General features: G+C 30.7%; 16 protein-coding genes. 14 read left to right on the top strand and 2 right to left on the bottom strand.

Annotated elements, in window-relative coordinates; translation table 11 throughout:
- The first annotated feature begins 502 nt into the window (after positions 1–502).
- From allC to ACWPW7_RS19565, 10 genes are all read left to right on the top strand, one after another.
- The gene (allC, locus tag ACWPW7_RS19610; RefSeq protein ID WP_454054893.1) at positions 503–1,732 is read left to right on the top strand and encodes an allantoate deiminase; all 1,230 of its coding nucleotides are present in this window, start codon (positions 503–505) and stop codon (positions 1,730–1,732) included.
- Between the two features lie 25 nt (positions 1,733–1,757).
- A complete protein-coding gene (locus ACWPW7_RS19605) occupies positions 1,758–3,011 on the top strand; it encodes an MFS transporter (protein WP_454054892.1) in 1,254 nt (417 codons plus the stop codon).
- Between the two features lie 24 nt (positions 3,012–3,035).
- Positions 3,036–3,827 (top strand): (S)-ureidoglycine aminohydrolase, encoded by a 792-nt coding sequence (gene allE / locus ACWPW7_RS19600; protein ID WP_454054891.1) that lies wholly within the window; start codon positions 3,036–3,038, stop codon positions 3,825–3,827.
- 171 nt (positions 3,828–3,998) lie between these two features.
- Positions 3,999–5,048, top strand: coding sequence for an ureidoglycolate dehydrogenase (allD, locus tag ACWPW7_RS19595; protein ID WP_454054890.1), 1,050 nt, complete (start codon positions 3,999–4,001; stop codon positions 5,046–5,048).
- Positions 5,049–5,068: 20 nt separating this feature from the next.
- Positions 5,069–6,826 (top strand): acyl-CoA synthetase FdrA, encoded by a 1,758-nt coding sequence (fdrA, locus tag ACWPW7_RS19590; RefSeq protein ID WP_454054889.1) that lies wholly within the window; start codon positions 5,069–5,071, stop codon positions 6,824–6,826.
- Between the two features lie 17 nt (positions 6,827–6,843).
- Positions 6,844–8,109, top strand: coding sequence for a DUF1116 domain-containing protein (locus ACWPW7_RS19585; protein ID WP_454054888.1), 1,266 nt, complete (start codon positions 6,844–6,846; stop codon positions 8,107–8,109).
- A gap of 44 nt (positions 8,110–8,153) precedes the next feature.
- Positions 8,154–8,987, top strand: coding sequence for a DUF2877 domain-containing protein (locus ACWPW7_RS19580; protein WP_454054887.1), 834 nt, complete (start codon positions 8,154–8,156; stop codon positions 8,985–8,987).
- Between the two features lie 48 nt (positions 8,988–9,035).
- On the top strand, positions 9,036–10,253 hold the full coding sequence (locus tag ACWPW7_RS19575; RefSeq protein ID WP_454054886.1) for a dicarboxylate/amino acid:cation symporter: 1,218 nt from the start codon (positions 9,036–9,038) through the stop codon (positions 10,251–10,253).
- Between the two features lie 111 nt (positions 10,254–10,364).
- Complete coding sequence (gene arcC, locus ACWPW7_RS19570) at positions 10,365–11,309, top strand: carbamate kinase (RefSeq protein ID WP_454054885.1); 945 nt, start codon at positions 10,365–10,367, stop codon at positions 11,307–11,309.
- Between the two features lie 319 nt (positions 11,310–11,628).
- Positions 11,629–13,248 (top strand): PucR family transcriptional regulator, encoded by a 1,620-nt coding sequence (locus tag ACWPW7_RS19565; protein ID WP_454054884.1) that lies wholly within the window; start codon positions 11,629–11,631, stop codon positions 13,246–13,248.
- A 205-nt stretch (positions 13,249–13,453) separates the two neighbouring features.
- Here ACWPW7_RS19565 and ACWPW7_RS19560 read toward each other — a convergent pair whose 3' ends face one another.
- Positions 13,454–14,335 (bottom strand): alpha/beta hydrolase, encoded by an 882-nt coding sequence (locus ACWPW7_RS19560; RefSeq protein ID WP_454054883.1) that lies wholly within the window; start codon positions 14,333–14,335, stop codon positions 13,454–13,456.
- Positions 14,336–15,040: 705 nt separating this feature from the next.
- On the opposite strand from ACWPW7_RS19560, the gene ACWPW7_RS19555 reads away from it, so the two are divergent.
- Together ACWPW7_RS19555 and ACWPW7_RS19550 are read left to right on the top strand one after the other, a co-directional pair.
- Positions 15,041–16,456 carry an MBOAT family O-acyltransferase gene (locus tag ACWPW7_RS19555; protein ID WP_454054882.1) on the top strand — a complete coding sequence of 472 codons (1,416 nt, stop codon included), beginning with the start codon at positions 15,041–15,043 and terminating at the stop codon, positions 16,454–16,456.
- A gap of 15 nt (positions 16,457–16,471) precedes the next feature.
- Positions 16,472–17,869: an alginate O-acetyltransferase AlgX-related protein gene (locus tag ACWPW7_RS19550; RefSeq protein ID WP_454054881.1), complete on the top strand. Its 1,398-nt coding sequence runs from the start codon at positions 16,472–16,474 to the stop codon at positions 17,867–17,869.
- Between the two features lie 242 nt (positions 17,870–18,111).
- Here ACWPW7_RS19550 and ACWPW7_RS19545 read toward each other — a convergent pair whose 3' ends face one another.
- Positions 18,112–18,606: a hypothetical protein gene (locus ACWPW7_RS19545; RefSeq protein WP_454054880.1), complete on the bottom strand. Its 495-nt coding sequence runs from the start codon at positions 18,604–18,606 to the stop codon at positions 18,112–18,114.
- A 451-nt stretch (positions 18,607–19,057) separates the two neighbouring features.
- On the opposite strand from ACWPW7_RS19545, the gene ACWPW7_RS19540 reads away from it, so the two are divergent.
- Entirely contained in the window at positions 19,058–20,002 is a 945-nt protein-coding gene (locus ACWPW7_RS19540) for an aminoglycoside phosphotransferase family protein (protein ID WP_454054879.1), read from the top strand.
- A gap of 182 nt (positions 20,003–20,184) precedes the next feature.
- Positions 20,185–21,315 (top strand): zinc-dependent alcohol dehydrogenase, encoded by a 1,131-nt coding sequence (locus ACWPW7_RS19535; RefSeq protein WP_454054878.1) that lies wholly within the window; start codon positions 20,185–20,187, stop codon positions 21,313–21,315.
- Positions 21,316–21,438: the final 123 nt, after the last annotated feature.

The following is a 21,438-nucleotide window of genomic DNA, read 5'->3' as shown; positions in this document are numbered from 1 at the left end:
TTGTATTGCTAGTTAAAAAATCCATTAAAGAAATTATTTTAACCAAAATAATTTTTACCTTAATTGTGAATTGTGAATTAAAATGCTCAAGTGTGGAGTTATATTTGGTATGCATTAATCTTTAAGCTAGTTTATCTATAAAGCCACTAATCAGAAAAATTAAATATGTTTTATCCTAAAATACTAAGAACTCTAGAAATGGAGTTCTTTTTTTATAACTAAATTTCCACACAGGTTTTGAAGCTAGTAACTAGGCCATTTTCAAATTAAGATGAAGTTGAAGACATCCTAGTTACTAGCATTTATTCTTTAAAAAATATAGTAAAATTATCTATTTATAAATAAAAATTTCACTTAATATTCACACAATTACCTAAATTATGGATTTCTGAATGTTCACAATAAACAAAAAAACAGAAGATAACTTGTCTACTTTAGATATTGTTTTCTTATTTTCTAAAAAGTAAGATAATATCAAGATTAGGTAAAGGGGGATAAACTAATGAGTAAATTATTGAAAGAAATTGAGGATATGATAAGTTGGATTTCTTCTTTTGGATTAGATGATTTAGGTGGAACGAGCAGACTGTTATATTCAGAAAGCTGGTTAGAAGTACAAAAGGGGTTACAGAAAAAATTTGAAGAATTAGGTATGGAAGTAAGATTTGATGAAATTGGTAACTTGTACGGAAAGGTTATAGGAACAGACAATAGAGATGAAACAATTGCAACAGGTTCACATGTTGATACCGTTGTAAACGGTGGCAAGCTAGATGGCCAATTAGGAATTGTAGGTGGATATTTAGCAATAAAACAATTACTAGAAACATATGGTAGACCTAAGAAAAATCTAGAAGTAATATCCTTAGCAGAGGAAGAAGGAAGCAGATTCCCATATGTTTTTTGGGGAAGTAAGAATATTTTTGGAATAGCAGATAAAAGAGATGTAGAAAATATCACAGATGTGAATGGAATTAAATTTGTGGATGCGATGCATCAATGCGGATTTGACTTTAAAAAAGATAATACATGTTCTATTCCAGATGTGAAAGCCTTTGTAGAACTTCATATTGAACAGGGAAACACATTAGAGATGGAAGGAAAATCTGTAGGCGTTATTTCCAGTATCGTAGGACAGAAGAGATATAACATTACTTTAAAAGGAGAGGCCAATCATGCTGGCACAACATTGATGAAATATAGAAGAGATGTTATGCAGGTTTTTGGAAAAATTGTAACAGAATCTATTGAAAAGGCAAAAGCAGAGGGAGATCCATTAGTCTTAACCTTTGGTAAGGTTTCAGTGAAACCGAATACAGTAAATGTTGTTCCAGGTGAGGCGCTATTTACAATGGATTGTAGACATACAGATAAAGAGTTTTTACATAGCTTTACAAAAGAAATAGAAGAGGACATGAGATGTATTGCAAAAGAAGCTAATGTAGAAATAGAAATTGATAATTGGATGAATGAAGATCCAGTTCCTATGGATAGCAATATTATAAATGTAATTGAGAACGTATGTAAGAGTGAAAATATAAATTATAAAATTATGCATAGTGGCGCAGGACATGATTCTCAGATAATTGCACCTAGAATTCCGACAGGTATGATATTTGTACCTAGTATAAAGGGAATCAGTCATAATCCAGCTGAAAATACAAAGGTAGAAGATATAAGTAAAGGTATTGATACCTTAAAGGCAACTTTATATCAATTAGCATATAAATAGCATATAAAAATGGAGGAGATAGAAAATGAGAGAAAATTCATCAAAGTCATTTTCAGAGAACTATTGGAAGACTATTGTATTTACCTTTTGTCTAGGTTGGACAATTATTTGGATATATAGGGCAATGTTATCCCCTATTTACTCGGAAATTCAGGGAACAATAGGGCCGCAAACAAATGCAGCAATGGGATTGATTGCAAGTTGTTATTTCTTCGGCTATACATCTATGCAAATTCCTTCAGGATTTTTGGTAGATAAGTTTGGTCAGAAAAAAGTATTAATACCAGGGTTTATTATATTTACTTTAGGTGCAGTAAGTATTGCATTATCAAAAACTATAGGAACTATTTATATGGGTAGTGTGCTTGCAGGGATTGGTTGTGGAACTTATTATGGAGCAGCTTTCTCATTGACAACTCAGCATGTGCCGCCAAGTAAAAAGGGAATAGCAACAGCAATAGTAAATAGTGGTTCTGCTTTAGGTTTCATCATAGGTATGACTGGATCTAGTTATGTTGTAAAAACATTGGAAATGCCATGGCAGTCAATGGTATATATTTCTGCAGCATTAATCTTTTTTATGGTGTTATGGTTCTTCTTTATGATAAAAAATACAGACACTGTAAAAAAAGACAATCAGGTCAAAGCAAATACTGTTGAAGAAATAGATTCATCAGAAAAGAAATCTTCATTATTTAGCTTAAATATGGTTTCTTGCTACATTCTGTATTTTTGTACATGTTATGCTTATTATTTAATTGTTACATGGCTTCCAAAATTCTTAGAGACTGAAAGAGGAATTACAGGAGGGTTAATTGGATTAATAGTATCTATGATTTCAGTAACTGCAGTTCCAGGAGCATTATTCTTTGCTTACTTATCAGATAAAAAGAGAGATAAAAAATCATATATAATTATTGGACTTGAAGTTGCAGCATTTGTTTTAGTTGCAATATCTATGATGGCACCTAATACAAGTAGTTTAGCTATAATTTTATTACTTTATGGATTTTTAGGGAAAATGGCAGTTGATCCAGTATTGATTTCTTATGTTTCAGATAAAGCAGATAAAAAGAACCTTGCCACAACTTTAGGAACCTTTAATTTCTTTGGAATGTCATCATCAATTATTGCTCCAGCAGCAACAGGAATTATCATGGATACAACAGGTTCTGGAGTATTAGGATTTTATATTGGAGCATTTTTATTAGTTATTGGGGTTGTGTTATTTGCAATATTTAATGCTAAGAATTTCAAAAATGTAAAACATACAGCTTAATTAAAAAAACTAGGAGGAAGTATTATGAGTTATTTAAATAAAGTTACAGGTTATAGAGAGGATATTTTAACTAATAGATCTATTGTAAAACGTGGAAATTTTGCACTGATTGAACCGGATGGTATTGTGAAAAATGTAATTCCTAACTTTGAAAAATGTGAGGTTACCATATTATCCTCTCCAAAGCTAGGAGCTTCATTTGTAGATTACCTATTGAACATTGAGAAAGGTGGATACAACCATTCAGGATTTGGTGAAGATGGAATAGAAACCTTCCTTTATGTATTTGAAGGTAATCTAAAAGTATGGAATGAAGAAAAAGAGGCACAACTTACAGATGGGGGATTTATCTTCTGTCCAGAAAATAGAAAATTATATTTTGAGAACAGTGGAGATAAAAAAGTAAGGGCATTCTTATATAAAAGAAAATATGACCGTATAGAAGGACATAGTGCCTATACTGTAATTGATAATATAAATGATATTCAGTGGGTGGAATATGAAGGAATGAAGGATGTATTAATAAAAGATTTTCTACCGTCTGCTACAGATATTGGATTTGATATGAATTTTCATATACTTTCTTTTAAGCCAGGAGCATGTCATGGATATATAGAAACACATGTACAGGAGCATGGAGCATATATCTATTCAGGACAAGGTATGTATAACTTAGATAATAATTGGATTCCAGTACAAAAAGGAGATTACCTCTTTATGGGTGCCTACAGTTTGCAAGCAGCTTATGGAGTTGGTAGGGATGAGGACTTTGCATACATTTATTCAAAAGACTGTAATAGAGATATAAAACTATAATACAGATAAAAAATTTATAGTACGAAAATCTCTGTAATGTACTCTTAATTTAAGAGAAAAAAGACTTGATTTTAAATGAGATTTCCACAGGGATTTTCGTAATATACAAATGAAAATAGAGATACATTTTAGCAAAATTAATATTTAATTATTAAGGGAGGAACTGAAAAAATGAAAGTGGAAAACAAAAAATTAAAACAGTTGATGAAGGATAAGCTACATAAGGCTGGACTTAGTGATGAACATGCAGATATAATAGCTGAAATTTTAACATGGTCTGATGAAAGAGGCTATCATTCACATGGAGCAGTAAGAGTAGAGTATTACGCAGAGAGAATTTTTAAAGGTGGTATTAATACAAATCCAAAGTTTTCATTTGAGAAAACTGGTCCTGCCAGCGGAATATATAGTGGAGATAACGGATGTGGATATGTAGCAGCAACTTTTTCTATGGAGGAAGCTATTAAGATGGCAAAAGAAACAGGAGTTGCAGTTGTAGGAGTAAAAAATATATCTCATAGCGGAAGTATAGGTTACTATGTAGAGATGGCTACAAAAGAAGACTTAGTTGCAATTTCAATGTGTCAGTCAGATCCTATGGCCGTACCATATGGAGGTTCAGAGCCTTATTATGGAACAAACCCAATTGCTTTTGGAGTTCCTACTGCAGATGACAGAGCAGTAATATTTGATATGGCTACAACAGTTCAAGCTTGGGGTAAAATTTTAGTTGCACGTTCTAAAAAAGAACCAATTCCAGATACTTGGGCAGTAGATGAAGATGGAAATCCTACTATTGACTCAACTAAGGTAAATGCTCTAGTTCCTATTGCAGGGCCAAAGGGATATGGACTTATGATGATGGTTGACGTATTATCTGGAGTATTGTTAGGTCTTCCATTTGGAAAACATGTAAGTTCTATGTACGAAGATCTATCCAAGGGTAGAGATTTAGGACAGCTTCATATTGTAATTGATCCAAGCAGATTTACGGATATTGAAAGCTTTAAAAAGAACATGTCAACCGTATTAGATGAATTAGGAGAAATAAAACCAGCGGAAGGTTTTGATAAGGTTAATTATCCAGGAGAGAGAGCATTAATTAGAAAAGAAAAATATGATAAAGAGGGCGTTGAGATTGTAGATGACATCTATAATTATCTTATCAGCGATGCTATTCACTTTGATAACTATGATCATAAGAATAAATTTGCAGAATAAAACAGGAATGGGGTGATTTTATGTTAAAAACAATCATAAAGAAGGGAAATTATCACGATTCTGTTGTGCTTATGTTATTAACTAACAAGATTTCAACAATGGAGGGTGTTAGTAAAGTCTCTATCATGATGGCAACACCCTCAAATAAAGATATATACAAAGAAAGTGGAATGGCTACACCTGAATTATTAGAAGCAGGGTCCAATGACATGGCAATTGTAGTGGAAACACAAGATGATATCATAGATGAGGTGTTGAAGGAAGTAGATGAGTTTTTTAAAAGTCAGTCAGCAAAATCCAATAAAAAAGGAGAATCTGATACTGTAATTTCATGGGATAAAGCTTTGGAGAAACTTCCGGATGCCAATTTAGCAGTTATATCAATTCCTGGAATTTATGCAGCTTCAGAAGCTGACAGAGCACTTGATGAGAACTTAAATGTGTTTATGTTTAGTGACAATGTTACATTAGAAGATGAAAAAAGGCTAAAAGAAAAAGCTCATAAAAAAGGATTACTTGTCATGGGACCGGACTGTGGAACAGGAATTATCAAAGGTGTACCTATAGCATTTACCAATAATGTTACACCTGGAAAAATAGGAATTGTAGGAGCTTCAGGGACAGGCATACAAGAGTTGACAACGATTATTGATCGTTTAGGAGAAGGAGTAACCAATGCAATTGGAACAGGGGGAAGAGATCTATCTGAACAGGTAGGAGCAATTACTATGATAGATTCCATTAATGCAATGGAAGAGGATAAGGATACAGAGGTAGTTATTGTTATCTCAAAACCACCTGCTGAGAAAGTTCGTAATCATGTAGTAGAACGTCTAAGACATTTTAAAAAGCCTGTAGTTACATTATTTCTTGGTGAAAAACCTGAAGTCCATGAAGAAAACTTTTATCATGCATACACACTAGATGAAGCAGCTAGAATTGCAGTGCAATTACTAAGAAATGAAAACATACAAGGAGATAAGTTTAAAGTTAATGTAGATAAAAACTTTTCTGCTAAAGAAAATAAGACAATTAAAGGATACTACTCAGGAGGAACATTGGCAGCAGAAGCTGCAATGATGATTCGTGATATATTGGATTTATCTGTACCTTTAGGAAAACAGGCAGGCTATATGCTAAATACATCAGGACATACTGTGGTGGATTTAGGAGATGACGCATATACTCAAGGAAAACCGCATCCGATGATTGATCCCACTAAGAGAGTAGAATGTATGAAAGAGGCAGCTAAAGATGAATCCACCGGAGTTATATTGTTTGATATTGTATTAGGATATGGTTCCCATGAGGATATGGCAGGATCTTTACTGCCAGCTATTAGAGAATTAAAGGAGAAGGTAAAAGAGGAAAATAGAGACTTATATTTCGTCACAACAATATGTGGAACAAGAAAAGACTATCAGAATTATGATAAACAAAAGAAAATTATGGAGGATGCAGGAGTTATTGTTTGTGAAAGCAATAAACAGGCTGTAGAAACATCCCTTGCTTTGATTGGCTATGATTTTAATGAAAGAGAAAAGCCTGTTATCCCTATGAAAAAAACAACAGAGCAGCCAGAATGCAGTATATCAGAAGCTCTTCGTAGATTACTTCAGGAAAAACCAAAAATCATTAATGTGGGATTAGAAAGCTTTTCTAAAGTTCTAAAAGAATTTTCCTGTGAAGTGGTTCAGTATAATTGGACTCCACCAGCAGGCGGGGATATGCAGATGATTGGAGCATTAAATTATTTGAGAAATTATAAATTTTCTTAGGATAGGAGGCTTTTAAAATGGTTTATAAAACAATAGATGCTGCCAATAGGGCAGTTATTGGTAAAATAGTAGCTTCATCTCCCGTTCTTCTAGATGTGGTACCGGCAAATACAGTAATTGAGGAACTCAATGAGGGGAAAGTTTTATTACACGCAGGTCCACCTATTAAATGGGACAATATGCCAGAACCTATGCAGGGCTCATGTATTGGAGCAGTACTTTTTGAAGGGTGGGCAGATACAGAAGAAGAAGCAAGAAATCTCCTGAATGAAGGTAAAGTCAAATTTATTCCATGTCATCATGTACAGGCAGTTGGCCCTATGGGTGGAATTACTTCTGGTAATATGCCAGTGCTAGTTGTAGAAAATACAACAGAGGGTAACAGGGCATATTGCACTTTAAATGAAGGAATCGGTAAAGTATTAAGATTTGGAGCTTATTCTGAAGAAGTAATTGAGAGACTTAGATGGATGAGAGATGTGTTAGGACCGATTTTAGGAAAAGCTCTTAGAACTTTTCCAAGTGGATTAGCAGTTAATCCTATGGTTGCAAAAGCCATTGCCATGGGAGATGAATTTCATCAAAGAAACATTGCAGCTTCTTTAATATTCTTGAAAGAGATAAGTCCTGTTATTGTTAAGCTTGATATAGAAGAGGATTATAAAAGCCAGGTTATCAAATTTCTTGCAGATACAGATCAATTTTTCCTTAATATCATTATGGCTTCGTCTAAAGCGATTATGGACGGTGCGAGAAAAATTCAGCAGGGAACCATTGTTACAGCTATGTGTAGGAATGGAGAAAATTTTGGTATTAGGATAGCAGGAATGGGAGATGAATGGTTTACAGCACCTGTAAATACTCCACAGGGATTGTATTTTGCCGGATATGACGGAGATATGGCAAGTCCTGATATGGGTGATAGTGCTATTACAGAAACATTTGGTGTTGGTGGAATGGCAATGATTGCGGCACCGGCAGTTACCAGGTTTGTAGGAACTGGAGGCTTTGAAGATGCACTTGAAATTAGTAATGAAATGAGAGAGATTGTCATTGATGAAAATCCTAATTTCATTATCCCAACATGGAATTTCAAAGGAATATGCCTTGGAATTGATGCTAGGAAAGTGGTGGAAAAAGGGATTACTCCAGTTATTAATACAGGAATTGCTCATAAAAAAGCGGGATTAGGCCAAATTGGAGCGGGAACAGTGCATCCGCCTATTGAATGCTTTGAAAAAGCAGTTATAGCATATGCAAAAAAATTAGGATATACAGAGTAATTACATTTATATAAAGCTTCATATGTATGACGAGGTGAATAGAGATGAAGGTGCAAGCCCAAAATATTTCTGCTGAGTTAATGAAGCTGCTAAAGGATAAAGAGGAATATGCTGTTCATAGTTGCTTTGAAAGTGGATTTAATATAAAAGTAAATAAATTTTTATGTTTTGTTGGAAACAGACAAAATACGAAATTACCATATGGTATTTTACTTAAAGAACAGCATATATCTCCATTATTAGAATTAATAAATGGCAGAAAGATTAGTTTTCTTTGGAATAAAGAAATGAGTCAATTGGTAACGGAAGAAATCACAATAGAGCTTAAAGGATGCAAATCCTTTAGCAGTTTTTTAGACCAGAAGCCCTGTAAGGTATCAAGATGCTGTTTTGATTTGCTTAAAGATAATATTGATATGAATATGAAGACGGGACTGGGAGTATCCTTAGGGCAATTAATAAATGAAGATAATAGGGCAAGAGAGACACTATATTCCAGTTTCCGAAGCAAAGAAAAAGATTTTATAAAGTCAGTTTTATTAAAATGGGTAGGATATGGATTAGGGTTAACTCCAGCAGGAGATGATTTTTTAGTAGGTATTTTATTTGCCCATAGAATATGCAATATATTAAGTGAGGAATTTTTAGAAGAACTAGAAGAAATTATTAAAGAAGAAAAATATACAACAGATATTAGTGCACATTATTACATCAGTGCTTTTGAAAATTGTTATAATGATGCTTTGCTTGATATGTATCAGGCGTTGATTACAGTTGATAAAAAAATGATGAGAAGAAGTATAGATAAAATTCTTGAATTTGGACATACCTCAGGACGTGATATGATGGCGGGCATTCTTGTAGGGCTAAATTTATAGATTAAAAAGCTACAAACTGGTTTAGGTAATTGATATAGGAGGGAACCTATGAAAAAAATAAAGACTATTTCTATGACAAAACAAATTCTTATTGGTGCTTTTCTGGGAATTTTAATAGGGATTATTTTTAAGGAGAAGGTAATCGGAATTAAGATTATAGGAGATATCTTTTTAAGGATACTCATGATGCCTGTAGTACTATTAGTTATGGGAGCTGTTATTGAAGCAGTAGGAAATTTAGACTACCATGAACTGGGGAGAATTGGAGGAAAAATGTTTTTTTGGTTTATGCTTAGCACTTTTTTAGCAGCTGCATTAGGCATGATTCTAGGAAAGATTTTTATGTCAGGTGAAATAGCGAGTGTTACCCAAGGCACGTACATAGTGGAGACAGTAGATCAGAGTATATATGATATTATCTTAAACTTTTTTCCAAGTAATATTTTTTCATCCATGGTGGATTCAAATATGATACAGATAATAGTTTTTTCCGTTATTTTCGGAGTTACCTTAAGCGCTTGGAATGCAGAACACAAAAATTGTAAGTTCTTAGGAATATTGAAAGAGTTTAATGGAATTATTTTAAAAATGATTACTATTATCATGAAAATAGCTCCAATAGGGATATGTGCTCTAGTAGCCTATACAACTGGAAGTACTGGGATTAAAGTAATAATACCATTAATGAGGTTCTTGTTGATTTTTGCTGTAGGTTCATGTCTTCATCTTATTTTTGTAATCCTTTTTGTTTCTTTTTATTGTAAAGTTAATCCTATTCGTATTGCAAATAAGTTGTCAAGAATGACATTATTTGCATTTGCAACTACATCTTCAGCAATTTCACTTCCTATCAAAATGGAGGATAGCGAAAAGAAACTAGGAGTTAGCCAAAAAGTGTCTAGACTAGTAAATCCACTTGGAATGACTTTAAACAGCAATGGGTTAGCAATGTATTTAGCTCTCTCTTGCATTATGATTGCACAATTCTACGGAATTGAAATATCTGCGATAAATATGATTAAAATAGTCATATTGTCAACATTAGCATGCCTAGGTACAGTGGCAGTACCTGGAGGAGGACTTATAGCATTGACAATGGTAGTACCAAGTCTTGGACTACCGCTAGAAAGTATTGCATTACTTTCTGGGATAGACTGGTTTTCTGGTATGTTTCGAACTGTATTAAATGTAGATATTGACGCGCTAATTGCAATGATAATTGCAAAAGATGAAAAAGAACTGGATTATCAAATATTAAATAGTTAGAAGATTTAATATTTTGCTGGAATGCAGTTATGATTGCAACTCTTTGTGAATAAAAAAATAAAAAGTTTTTAATGTGAACTTAGAATATATTAAATTTTTTGGAGGAATATTATGAAAAGAATTGTTGTAGCCTTAGGTGGCAATGCACTTCAAGCAGAGGGCAAGGAAGCAACGGCAGAGTCTCAATTAGAAGTTGTAAAAGAAACAGCTGTTCATCTTGCTGATTTAATAGAAGAAGGATATGAGATAGTAATAGCTCATGGTAATGGACCACAGGTAGGAAGAATTGTAATACAAAATGAATATGCAAGTGAAGTAACTCCTGCTATGCCATTTGATGTTTGTGGTGCAATGAGTCAAGGGATGATTGGTTATCATATACAGCAGAGCTTAAGAGAAGAACTTATGAAAAAGGAGATCAAGAAGCCAGTAGTAAGTCTTATAACTCAAGTTGTTGTTGATAAAGATGATCCTGCATTTAAAAATCCAACAAAACCTATTGGACCATTTTATGAAAAAGACAAAGCAGAACGTCTTCAGAAGGAAAAAGATTATGTGATGGTAGAAGATTCAGGACGTGGGTATAGGAGAGTAGTTGCATCACCTAAACCTAAAAAAATAGTAGAAATAGAATCAATAAAAACATTAATAGATAATGGTACTGTAGTAATTACAGTAGGCGGCGGTGGAGTCCCTGTAGTTGAGCTAGAAGATAAAAGGCTTAAAGGGGTAGCAGCAGTAATAGATAAGGATTTTGCTTCAGAAAAATTAGCAGAGGATATTGATGCAGATGAACTTATTATATTGACAGCTGTTGATAAAGTTGCAATAAATTACGGTAAGCCAAATCAAGTAAATCTAGATAAATTGACAGTAGAAGATGCTAAAAGGTATATTGAGGAAGGATACTTTGCTAATGGAAGTATGCTCCCTAAAGTTGAAGCGGCTTTAAAATTTGCTGAATCTAAAAAAGGTAAAAAAGCAATTATTGCTTCACTAGACAAGGCAAAGTTAGCATTAAGAGGTGAAAGTGGAACTATTATAACCTTAGATTAATAATACTAAATTTATGCTGAAGGTTAATTAAAAATATAAGTTTTACAGTATTTTTGAAAGAATACTGTTTTAATTTCAAGTTTCAATAATATAATTTAGGCATCACACTCTTAGGAGCTGTGGTGCTTTTATTTATTTTAAATCTTTATTTTAAAAAATTTGAATAGTATGGATGATTTAGCTCGAAAATTGACAACATATGCTATAATATACCTAATAATTGTATGATTTAAAGCTTGTCTAAGGTTTGAAAGTTGTGACATTATCATGCGAAATAGATATTTATAATGATTTACAGGAACTCAATAGGAGGGATTAGATGACTGTTTTTGAATTATTGAACTTGACTAAATTAAAGGTAATTAATACAAAAGCTGATTTATATAGAGAAGTAGAGACAATAGAGTCAACAGAAACTCCAGATGTAGCTACCTATCTACCTCAAAATACGTTACTTATTACAACGGCTATGGTATATAAGGATAACCAGGATCAGCTTTGTGAACTTATTTATAAATTAAATGATTTACCCTGTGCAGCATTGGCAATCAAATTAGGTCGTTTTATTGATGAATTAGATAAAAAGGTTATCATGACGGCAGATAAGTTGGGATTTCCTCTTTTACAAATTCCTATGGAGCTTACGCTGGGAGAAGTGTATCAACAGGTGCTTTCTTATTTATGGAACGTTCAAAACAAGGAAATACTTCATGCATTGAATACTCAGAAAAAGTTCTCTAATCTTCTTTTTCAGGGTGAATCTGCAGAAATGTTGTTGAATAATTTGAGTAATATCTTAAAAAAGCCAGTTTTACTTATAGATCCCCTTGGAAATGTTATCGGTACCAATTGTAATTTTAAAGAAGAAAATATAGAAACAGCAAAAGAATTATTTTTTTCTCTTCCACTATATAAAAAAAAATCGAGTACAGTGCAACATTATATTGATACAAAGCATAAAAAAGAGAGAATATCCATTTATCCTTATCGTGCTTTTGATGAAAATTCTTGTTATCTTTTTATTTTTGATTCAGAGTCATTGTCTGCTGATACATCGGCTTTAGTGATAGAGCAGGTATTGCTTGCATTTGAATTTTTATTATATAAAAACCTGTGTATTTCATATAACAAATTAAAAGATGATGAAAAATCGTTACTATCTATATTAAATAAACATAAAGGTGATAATTTGACGTCTCAGCAGTTACTAACCCTTGGAAAAGCACATGGGTTAAAGCCTAGTAAGTTCTATTATGTTATTTTGGTAACGTTGGAGTCTTTTAAAAATAATAAATTTCATGTTAATAAGTTCTCTCATCGTGAACAAAAGTATATTTTTATTTATGAATGGTTAGAAAAAGAGTTGTTTAAGGAGTATCGTAATAGTGTGATTTTGCTGCCAGAAATTAAAAATTACAGATATGTCTTTTTAATCCAAGGCAATACAGATGACTTAACAGAAAAGCTTAGATATTATCATGATAAGCTTAAGTCAATGTTACAAGTGAAGGTTAGTTTTTCATATGGTAATAGAATGTCAGAAATAGAAGCAATAAAATACTCTTATTTTGAAGCCTTAGAAAGTTATAAGATGGGAGAAGAAAGAAACAATATTTCTTATATTAAATATTATAAAACTAAAAATGCTGCTGAATTGCTAAAAACACTTCCTAGAGATCAGATAGAAGGATTTTGTCTTTATAATCTAAGAACATTAGCATATCCGGAGAATATGAGGACCTTAGAACTTAGAAATACCTTAAAGACTTATTTAGAATTGAAATGTAATATTACAGAAACTTCAAATAAGATGTTTATTCATAGAAATACGGTAAAATATAGAATAAAAAAATGTGAAGATATTCTGGAGCGAAAAATAGACGACTCTGATTTTATATTTCAATTACAATTGAGTCTGATTTTAACAGAAGACAAATAATAGATCACTTTATTGTACATAAAAAACCACAAGTTATACCTGTGGTTTTAAAAAGCTTTTAACTATTAGCACAAAAAATAGTACCTCCCATGTAAAATAAAAGTAGGTTTGTCCATTATAACCAACAAAGGAGGTATATTTAAAATGGATAATAATTTGGCACATAGTAAGTGAATTTGTAAATATTATATAGTATGTGATTTACTTAAGAATTTATTTCATTCATAAAGTATAAGGATTCCTCTATTAGAGATACGGTATCCTCACAGGTAGTGTCCTTGTCAAAGTCATGTGCCTTGGCAGAAGCTACAAATAGATGAGATTTAGGTAGCAAAGAAGATAAAATTTGAGATTCTGCAAAAGGTACATCTGTATCATGAAAACTATGAGCAAGGAAGACGGGAGGATAACAATTAAAATCTGTTGATTTTTTTAATGAGTATAAATTATAAAAATTCTCTATAGAATCATCAGTGAGCATATGTATCCACTTTCCTGTTTGACGGGCATATACATATAAGCTGTATCGTGTATCTAGTAAGCCTTCTGCTGTTTCACCTTCTTTGCACATAGAGATGATTGTCTTCTCATCTACAGAAGGAAATTGTGAATAATATGTATTTGGCTGATTGTACCAGAAATCGTGAGCAAAGGTATAGCCATAATAAGAAAGAATTCCAATTGGTTTCTCCGGTAAATCCATCCTTGGAGCAAGAAGACATAAGTATGCACCAGCAGATCTTCCCCACAAGAAATATGGGCATTTAGAATAAAATAAATTTGTACGGTTATTTAAATACCATAGAATAGCATCTTTGAGGTCATCTATGATATTAGGTAGCTTAGTTGCTGGAGCTAAGCGATAGTCAAAGGCAAGGATAGAGTATCCTGCATCACAAAATGTATTAATATGATATTCTGGAAGGTCTGTTCTTTTTCCATATAGCAAGCCTCCACCATGAAAATATAAAAGTGTTGCACGAGTTGTTTTTTGTGTGCTTCGATATAGTGTAGCATATAATTCGATATTTGTTTTTTTATAGGAAAATGTTTCCGATGATATTTTGTTTAGATTCCTAGAATGCAAAAGAATACCTCCATATCAAGAATGAGAATATTTGAAAACTATATGTTTTGTATTTTCTCACTTTTTATTAAATTTTTAGATTCTCAATTTGTTCCAAAATGACCCAGTTCTTTGCAGAATATATAAAGAAATTTTGGGTAAAATCATTATCCTCTACAATAAATTGAAATTGATTTTTTATTTCTATACAAAGGTCTATAGATATAAGGATAAAAAAGAAATCCTTCTATTATTATTAGTAAACTATATTATAATAGAAGAGCTTATTCAAAGGTATGAAAACGTATAATCAAAGTTTAGCATACAGCAAATTGAATTGCAAACATGAGAGAAATATAGAAAATTAATATATAATATTACATTATTGAAAATTGATTATTTAGGAGGGAATAAAGATATAACATCATTAGAAGTTATAAATAATTTAGTAGATATATAACTATAGTTCAAACAAGAGTATCTAGAATGAGAATATCTATTGTAAATTTTCTACATGAAAAATATTAAGAAATTATGAATATTTATGCATTTTTTTACATAACAAAAAAACTAAAGATAAAGCTCTTAAATAAGAATTATATTGGACTAAAAACAATATTTTCAAGTACTTAAAAACAAAATTTTGGTATTGACATACATGGTATAATAAACAAAATGGTTACAACTTGGTTACAACTTATATTATTTTATACAAGGAGGAAAGGCATGGTATTCAGTTCTCAAATATTCATTTTTGTATTTTTACCAATAACTTTGTTAATTTATTATACCGTAGGGAATCTTTTTCCTAGTAAACTTTTAAAAAATTACATATCTCTTTTTGCAAGTTTATTATTTTATGCTTGGGGAGGAATAGAGAATCTACCATTATTAGGTGTATGTATTTTAATAAATTATATATTTGGGATACTTATTGATAAGTTAAAAGAGAAGAAAAAATTAAAAAAGATTGTTTTATTAATAGGTATAATATTAAATTTAAGTTTACTTTTTTACTATAAGTATTATGGATTTGCAATTGAAAATATTAATAGTATTTTCAATACCGGTTTTCAATACAAGGAAATTATATTACCTATAGGCATCTCATTTTTTACATTCCAAGGTATGTCATACATAATTGATATATATAGAAATGATGCAAATGTTAATAAAAATATCTTTTCTGTTGCCTTATATGTATCATTTTTCCCGCAACTAATAGCAGGTCCTATTGTAAAATATAAGGATATAGATAATCAAATAAGAGAAAGAAAAGAAACTATTGAACAGTTTAGTTATGGTATTGAAAGATTTGTTATAGGACTAGCAAAAAAGGTAATTATTGCTGATACTGTAGCTATGATAGCTGATACAATATTTTCACTTTCAAGTACGGGAATTGATTTACCCACAGCATGGTTAGGAGCTATTTGTTATACTTTTCAAATATACTTTGATTTCTCAGGATATTCCGATATGGCTATTGGATTAGGACATTTATTTGGTTTTAAATTTATGGAAAACTTTAATTATCCATATATATCAAAATCTATAACTGAATTTTGGAGAAGATGGCATATATCTTTATCTACTTGGTTTAGAGAATATCTTTATATACCATTGGGTGGAAATAGGACAGGCAATACATATTTAAATCTTTTTATTGTTTTTTTAGTTACAGGCTTATGGCATGGAGCTTCATGGAATTTTGTTGTATGGGGAGTATGGCATGGCGTATTTATAATTATTGAAAAGCTTATAAATAAAAAAACATGGTATGTAAAAATTCCATCTTTTATAAAAAGAACAATTACTATCTTTATTGTTATATTAGGATGGGTATTATTTAGAGCCAATGGTTTAATGGAAGCTATAGATTATTTATCAATAATGTTTGGGATAAATAAAGCTGCAACAGTTACCTTCCAATTTAGTTACTTTGTTAATAAATCATTAGTTTTTTGGATATTTATATCGACTATAGGTTCTCTTCCGATAATTCATAATATATTTAAATTATATGAAGATAAAAAAGCGTTCCAGATAGTGAAAACAATATTTATTGGAGTTTTATTAATTATTGCAATAATATTTATAGTTAATTCAACATATAGTCCATTTATTTACTTTCAATTTTAAAGGAGGTGTTAGTGTATGAAAAAGATACATCTTTTTAGAATAGGTATATTTCTTTTTATTATAGTATTGCCTATATTTAATATAAATTTAAAGTCTAATCAAGTTTCAGATATAGATAATAGAGAACTTATGGATTCTTCAGAGATATTTTCACAAGGTAATGTTACTGAAAATGTAGAAAGTTATATAGAAGATCGTATAGGGTTTAGAACTGAAATGGTTAATATGTACACTAAAGGGATGGATTTGTTATTTGATGAAATGATACATCCAAATTATCAGTACGGAAAAGATGGATATATTTTTTCGAAATTACACGAAAACCCACTTGATAAAGAGTTTCAAGAAGTCTATTCTGACTTTATATTAAATTTTCAAAAATATTGCATAGATAGAGATATAAAATTTTTATATTCCCTTGAGCCTAGTAAAGCAACTGTATACTCTGAGTTTTTACCAGAGGGATATAATTATGACAATAAAAATCTTGATTACTTTTTAAGTCTTCTTGAAAATAAAGATATTAACTATTTATATACTGGACAAGCTTTGATAGATGCTAAAGATTCCAAGCAAGTTTTTGATAAAAAATATGATGCTGGGCATTGGAATGAAACTGGAGCTGTCATTGGAATTTCATCTATATTAGATAGATTATATGATTTAGATTCAACAGTGGATAAATTTGATATCAATAAATTTGAACCTGTAGAGTATACTAATACAACTCTTCCAGCTTCATATTTTTCTATAAATGAAAAAACTACACATTATAATTTAAAAGAGAGAAAATCTGAATATATTACTGATTTGAATGATGAAATTAAAAAATCTGAACAATTTAGAGCTTTTTCTCATTATAAAAATCCAGATAATAAAGATGCACCTAAGATACTTATTTTTGGTGGAAGTTATTTTCAAGAGAGAGAAAAATTTCTTAAAGAGAATTTTTCAGAGTTAGTTATGATACATAATTATCATAACGTAATTGATTATGATTATTATATAAATATTTTTAATCCAGATATAGTTTTATTTGAGTCTACAGAATATACTCATACAAATTACTATTTTCCTGTAGATAAAATGAAAAATTCTACTTATAATAAGGACTTTAAAGATTATTCTAATCTTTTAGAAAGTAAGTTTGCATATACAAAAAATAATACTTTTAAAAAATCAGATACTAATTTGACGAATTTCTCCATTCCTATAGAAGGAGGAAAGGTATCTTATGCTTATACTGACATTTCAAATAGAATACTAGATTGTAGAATAAGTGATGCCAATGGAGTACAAAACATTGAATTTTCTATACCAACTTCAGAAATAGCAAATTTAAATGAATTTAATTTATATTTAATTTCTGAAGATGAAAGTGAATTTGCAAAAGTTCCTTTAAAATTAAACTAGTTACTTATTTTTTAGTTTAAACAATAGTAACAGAATAATAAAAGATTTTATTATTTTTAAGTGATATGATTTAAGAAGGCTTTTAACATGTATAAAATGACATGTTAAAAGCCTTTTCAGGTTTTGGATATTAGAGAATTTCTCTACAGCCTGAACTAATTCCTTTCAAAAATGGCAAAAGCTAAATATGAAAAAAATAAGTAAATTTATGAAATAAAAGAGAAATAGCTTCTTTTTTCAGACTATAAGCACATAACAATAACCTTATATGGCGTTGTTTGTGCTGGTATACTCTTTGTGGTTGCACCATATGCAACAATTAGGTTTCGGTTTGCAGGGTTTCTAGTAAATCTTTGATCATTTTCTAATACTATCGGAGTATTTTGGTCAATATTTAATTTTAGCTGGTTATCACTACTTACTAACTCACTGTTAAAATAATCTACTTTCACATTTTGGTGTTCTGTATCTTTCGCCATAACAATTGCTCGAAGCTGTGGTGGGAAAATTAGGGGAGCAGGTGCATTTGCATCATAAAATCCAGTTACCATATCTCCTACTGCTACCATTACATGATCTACAAAGTAAGTAGATGGCGACACGACGAAATTTATTAAAGTTCCCAATTGGTCTTCTACAGACATTAATTTATAACATCCTAACCCTTCTCCACTTGGGGTTATCGCAAAATCATCAATCATGATAATGGTGCCATGAAAGGATTTGAAATTTTTCATTTTACTATTCCACTCCTATTTTAACTTCTATATAACATATTATTGATTATTGGGAATTTATGTTACTATTTAACATAAAAAACTTCAATATCCTTTCTTTTTAGGAAAGTTAGCAAATATGCAGAACTAAATGAGGGCTATATATTTGTTTAGTTTTATCTTAAGAGTTAGAAATCTTGAACTAGATGTAGAACAAATACAAAAACCATATTACAAAAATATTTAATTAAAAAGTAAATAGAGAGCAGAAATAATTTATAACATAACATGAATATATCAATTTTTAATTAGAGATAAAAAATTTTAAACTTACTTATGCATTTTTCTTCACATTTATAATGGTTCAATATATGATTAAGATGTATATTACATGCTGGCTTTATTTTCTAAGAGATTTTCTTTAAACTAAAAATTAGTCTTTAATGAAATAGATATTAATATAGGAGGAGCTATGAATAAGATTAAGAATATAATAAAAAATCAATATGGAATAAATTGTATTAGTATTATCGAGCAAATAGGAGGATGGTCGGCACTAGCATATAAAGTTACAGATGGAGTGAATAACTACTTTCTAAAGGTTTATGAGAAGAGTAGAGCTTCTACTCCTAAATTAACAGCACTTATTGAGAAGTACATTCCTATTACTATTTGGCTTAATAATAATACGAATTTAAGAGAGAAAATTCCTGTTCCGTTATTGACCAAGGAGGGAAAATTTAAATGTGAAGACCATGAAGGAATATACTTGCTTTATGAATATATTGATGGAGAAACCATTGGAAATAAGGAATTATCAAAAAAGCAAATATATGAGTTTTCAGAAATTGTTTCTGTACTACACTGTTACAATGATGAAATACCTTTTAATACAGAAGACATAAAGGAAAATTTTGAGGTTCCTTTTTTATCTAATCTTCGAGAGGAATTAAAAAGAGAAAATAGCACTCTTCCTAGGGAAGTAAAAGAGTTAATAAATATCCATATAAAATTTATTAATTATTTAATTGATACTCTAGAAAATTTATCAGTATCTTTAAAAGGGGAGAGTATGAAAATGGTACTGTGTCATACAGATCTTCATTATTGGAATTTAATGCAAAGCAATGAAGAGTTAGTTTTAATTGATTGGGAAGGATTAAAGATGGCCCCTCCAGAAGCTGACTTAATGTTTTTAATAGATAAGCCTTATTATAATCTATTTATAGATATCTATTGTAGATACCATAAAAATTTTAAAATTAACCAAAAAGCTTTAGAGTTTTATAAAATAAAACGCAAATTAGAGGATATTTGGGAATTTATTGAGCAATTCTTATTTGATAATCAGAATGAACATAGTATGATGGAGAACTTTAGTCATTTAAAAAGAGAATTAGAAGATATTAAATTTTAAAAAACTATATAATAAAAGATAATTTATAAATAAATAGTGCAAAAAGTTAATCTAAATTAGAGTAATACATTTTACCATTGACCTTGATTAGATTTTATAGAACATTAATATATAAATCTCTCAAATGTTACTTTAAAAATTTTGGGGAAAGATAAAATAAAGTATATTTGAGGAGGTTTGTAATGAAAGCATTAACATATCAAGGTATAAGTGATGTTAAAGTAAAAAATGTGAAAGATCCTATTATTGAGAAAGAGGACGATATAATAGTGAAGGTTACGTCAACAGCAATTTGTGGTTCTGATCTGCATTTATTACATGGGATGATACCTAGTACTCCTAAAGATTATGTCTTGGGCCATGAAACTATGGGAATTGTGGAGGAAGTAGGAAAAGGAGTAACTAAAGTGAAAAAAGGTGATAGGGTAATAGTCCCTTTCCCAATATCCTGTGGTCACTGTTGGTATTGTGAACATGATTTATGGAGTCAATGTGATAATTCAAACCCTAATGGAGAGATTGGGGCCGTATTTGGATATAGCAATGTTTTAGGTGGATATAATGGAGGTCAAGCAGAATTTTTAAGAGTACCATATGCAAATGTGGGGCCTGTGATTATCCCAGAAGAGCTTACAGATGAAGAGGTTCTGTTTTTAACAGATATACTTCCTACCTCATATTGGGGAGTTGAAAACGGTAATGTTAAACATGGAGATACTGCTGTAATATTAGGGTGTGGTCCCGTAGGACTTTTATCACAAAAATGGGCAGCTTATATGGGAGCTAAAAGAATAATTGCAGTAGATTATATTGATTACAGACTTAAACATGCAAGCAAATTTAACGGAGTAGAAACAGTTAACGTAAAAGACCATGATAATGTAGGTGAGTATATTAAAGAGATAACCAATGGTGGTGCTGATGTTGTAGTTGATTGTGTTGGTATGGATGGTAAAATGACTATGGTTGAAAAAGTAGAGACACTTTTAAAGTTGCAAGGAGGCTCAAAATCTGCAATCGAAATAGCTACTCAAGCTGTAAGAAAAGGCGGAACTGTATCATTAGTAGGAGTCTATGGAGCAAGATATAATGCTTTTCCTCTTGGGGACTTTTTCTCGAGAAATGTAACTTTAAAGATGGGACAGTGTCCAGTTCACTCCTATGTTGACCCTATATTAAAGCTTATAAAAGAAAATAAATTTGATGCAAAGGATATTATAACTCATAGATTATCATTAGACAAAGCTGAATATGGATATAAAATTTTTGATGAAAAAGATGATGAGTGTATAAAAGTAATTTTAAAGCCATAGAAAAGAGAATAATATGATATGTTATGTTTATAGGAAAAATTTATAATACAATATAAAGATTTAAGGAATCACCATAGATATTATAACAATAGAATTAAAAGTAAAAGAATTTAACATGTATAG

Source organism: Clostridium sp. Marseille-Q7071 (assembly GCF_965112025.1).
Note: the sequence above shows the minus strand (reverse complement) of the source record. Positions and strands in the feature narration are given on the sequence as shown.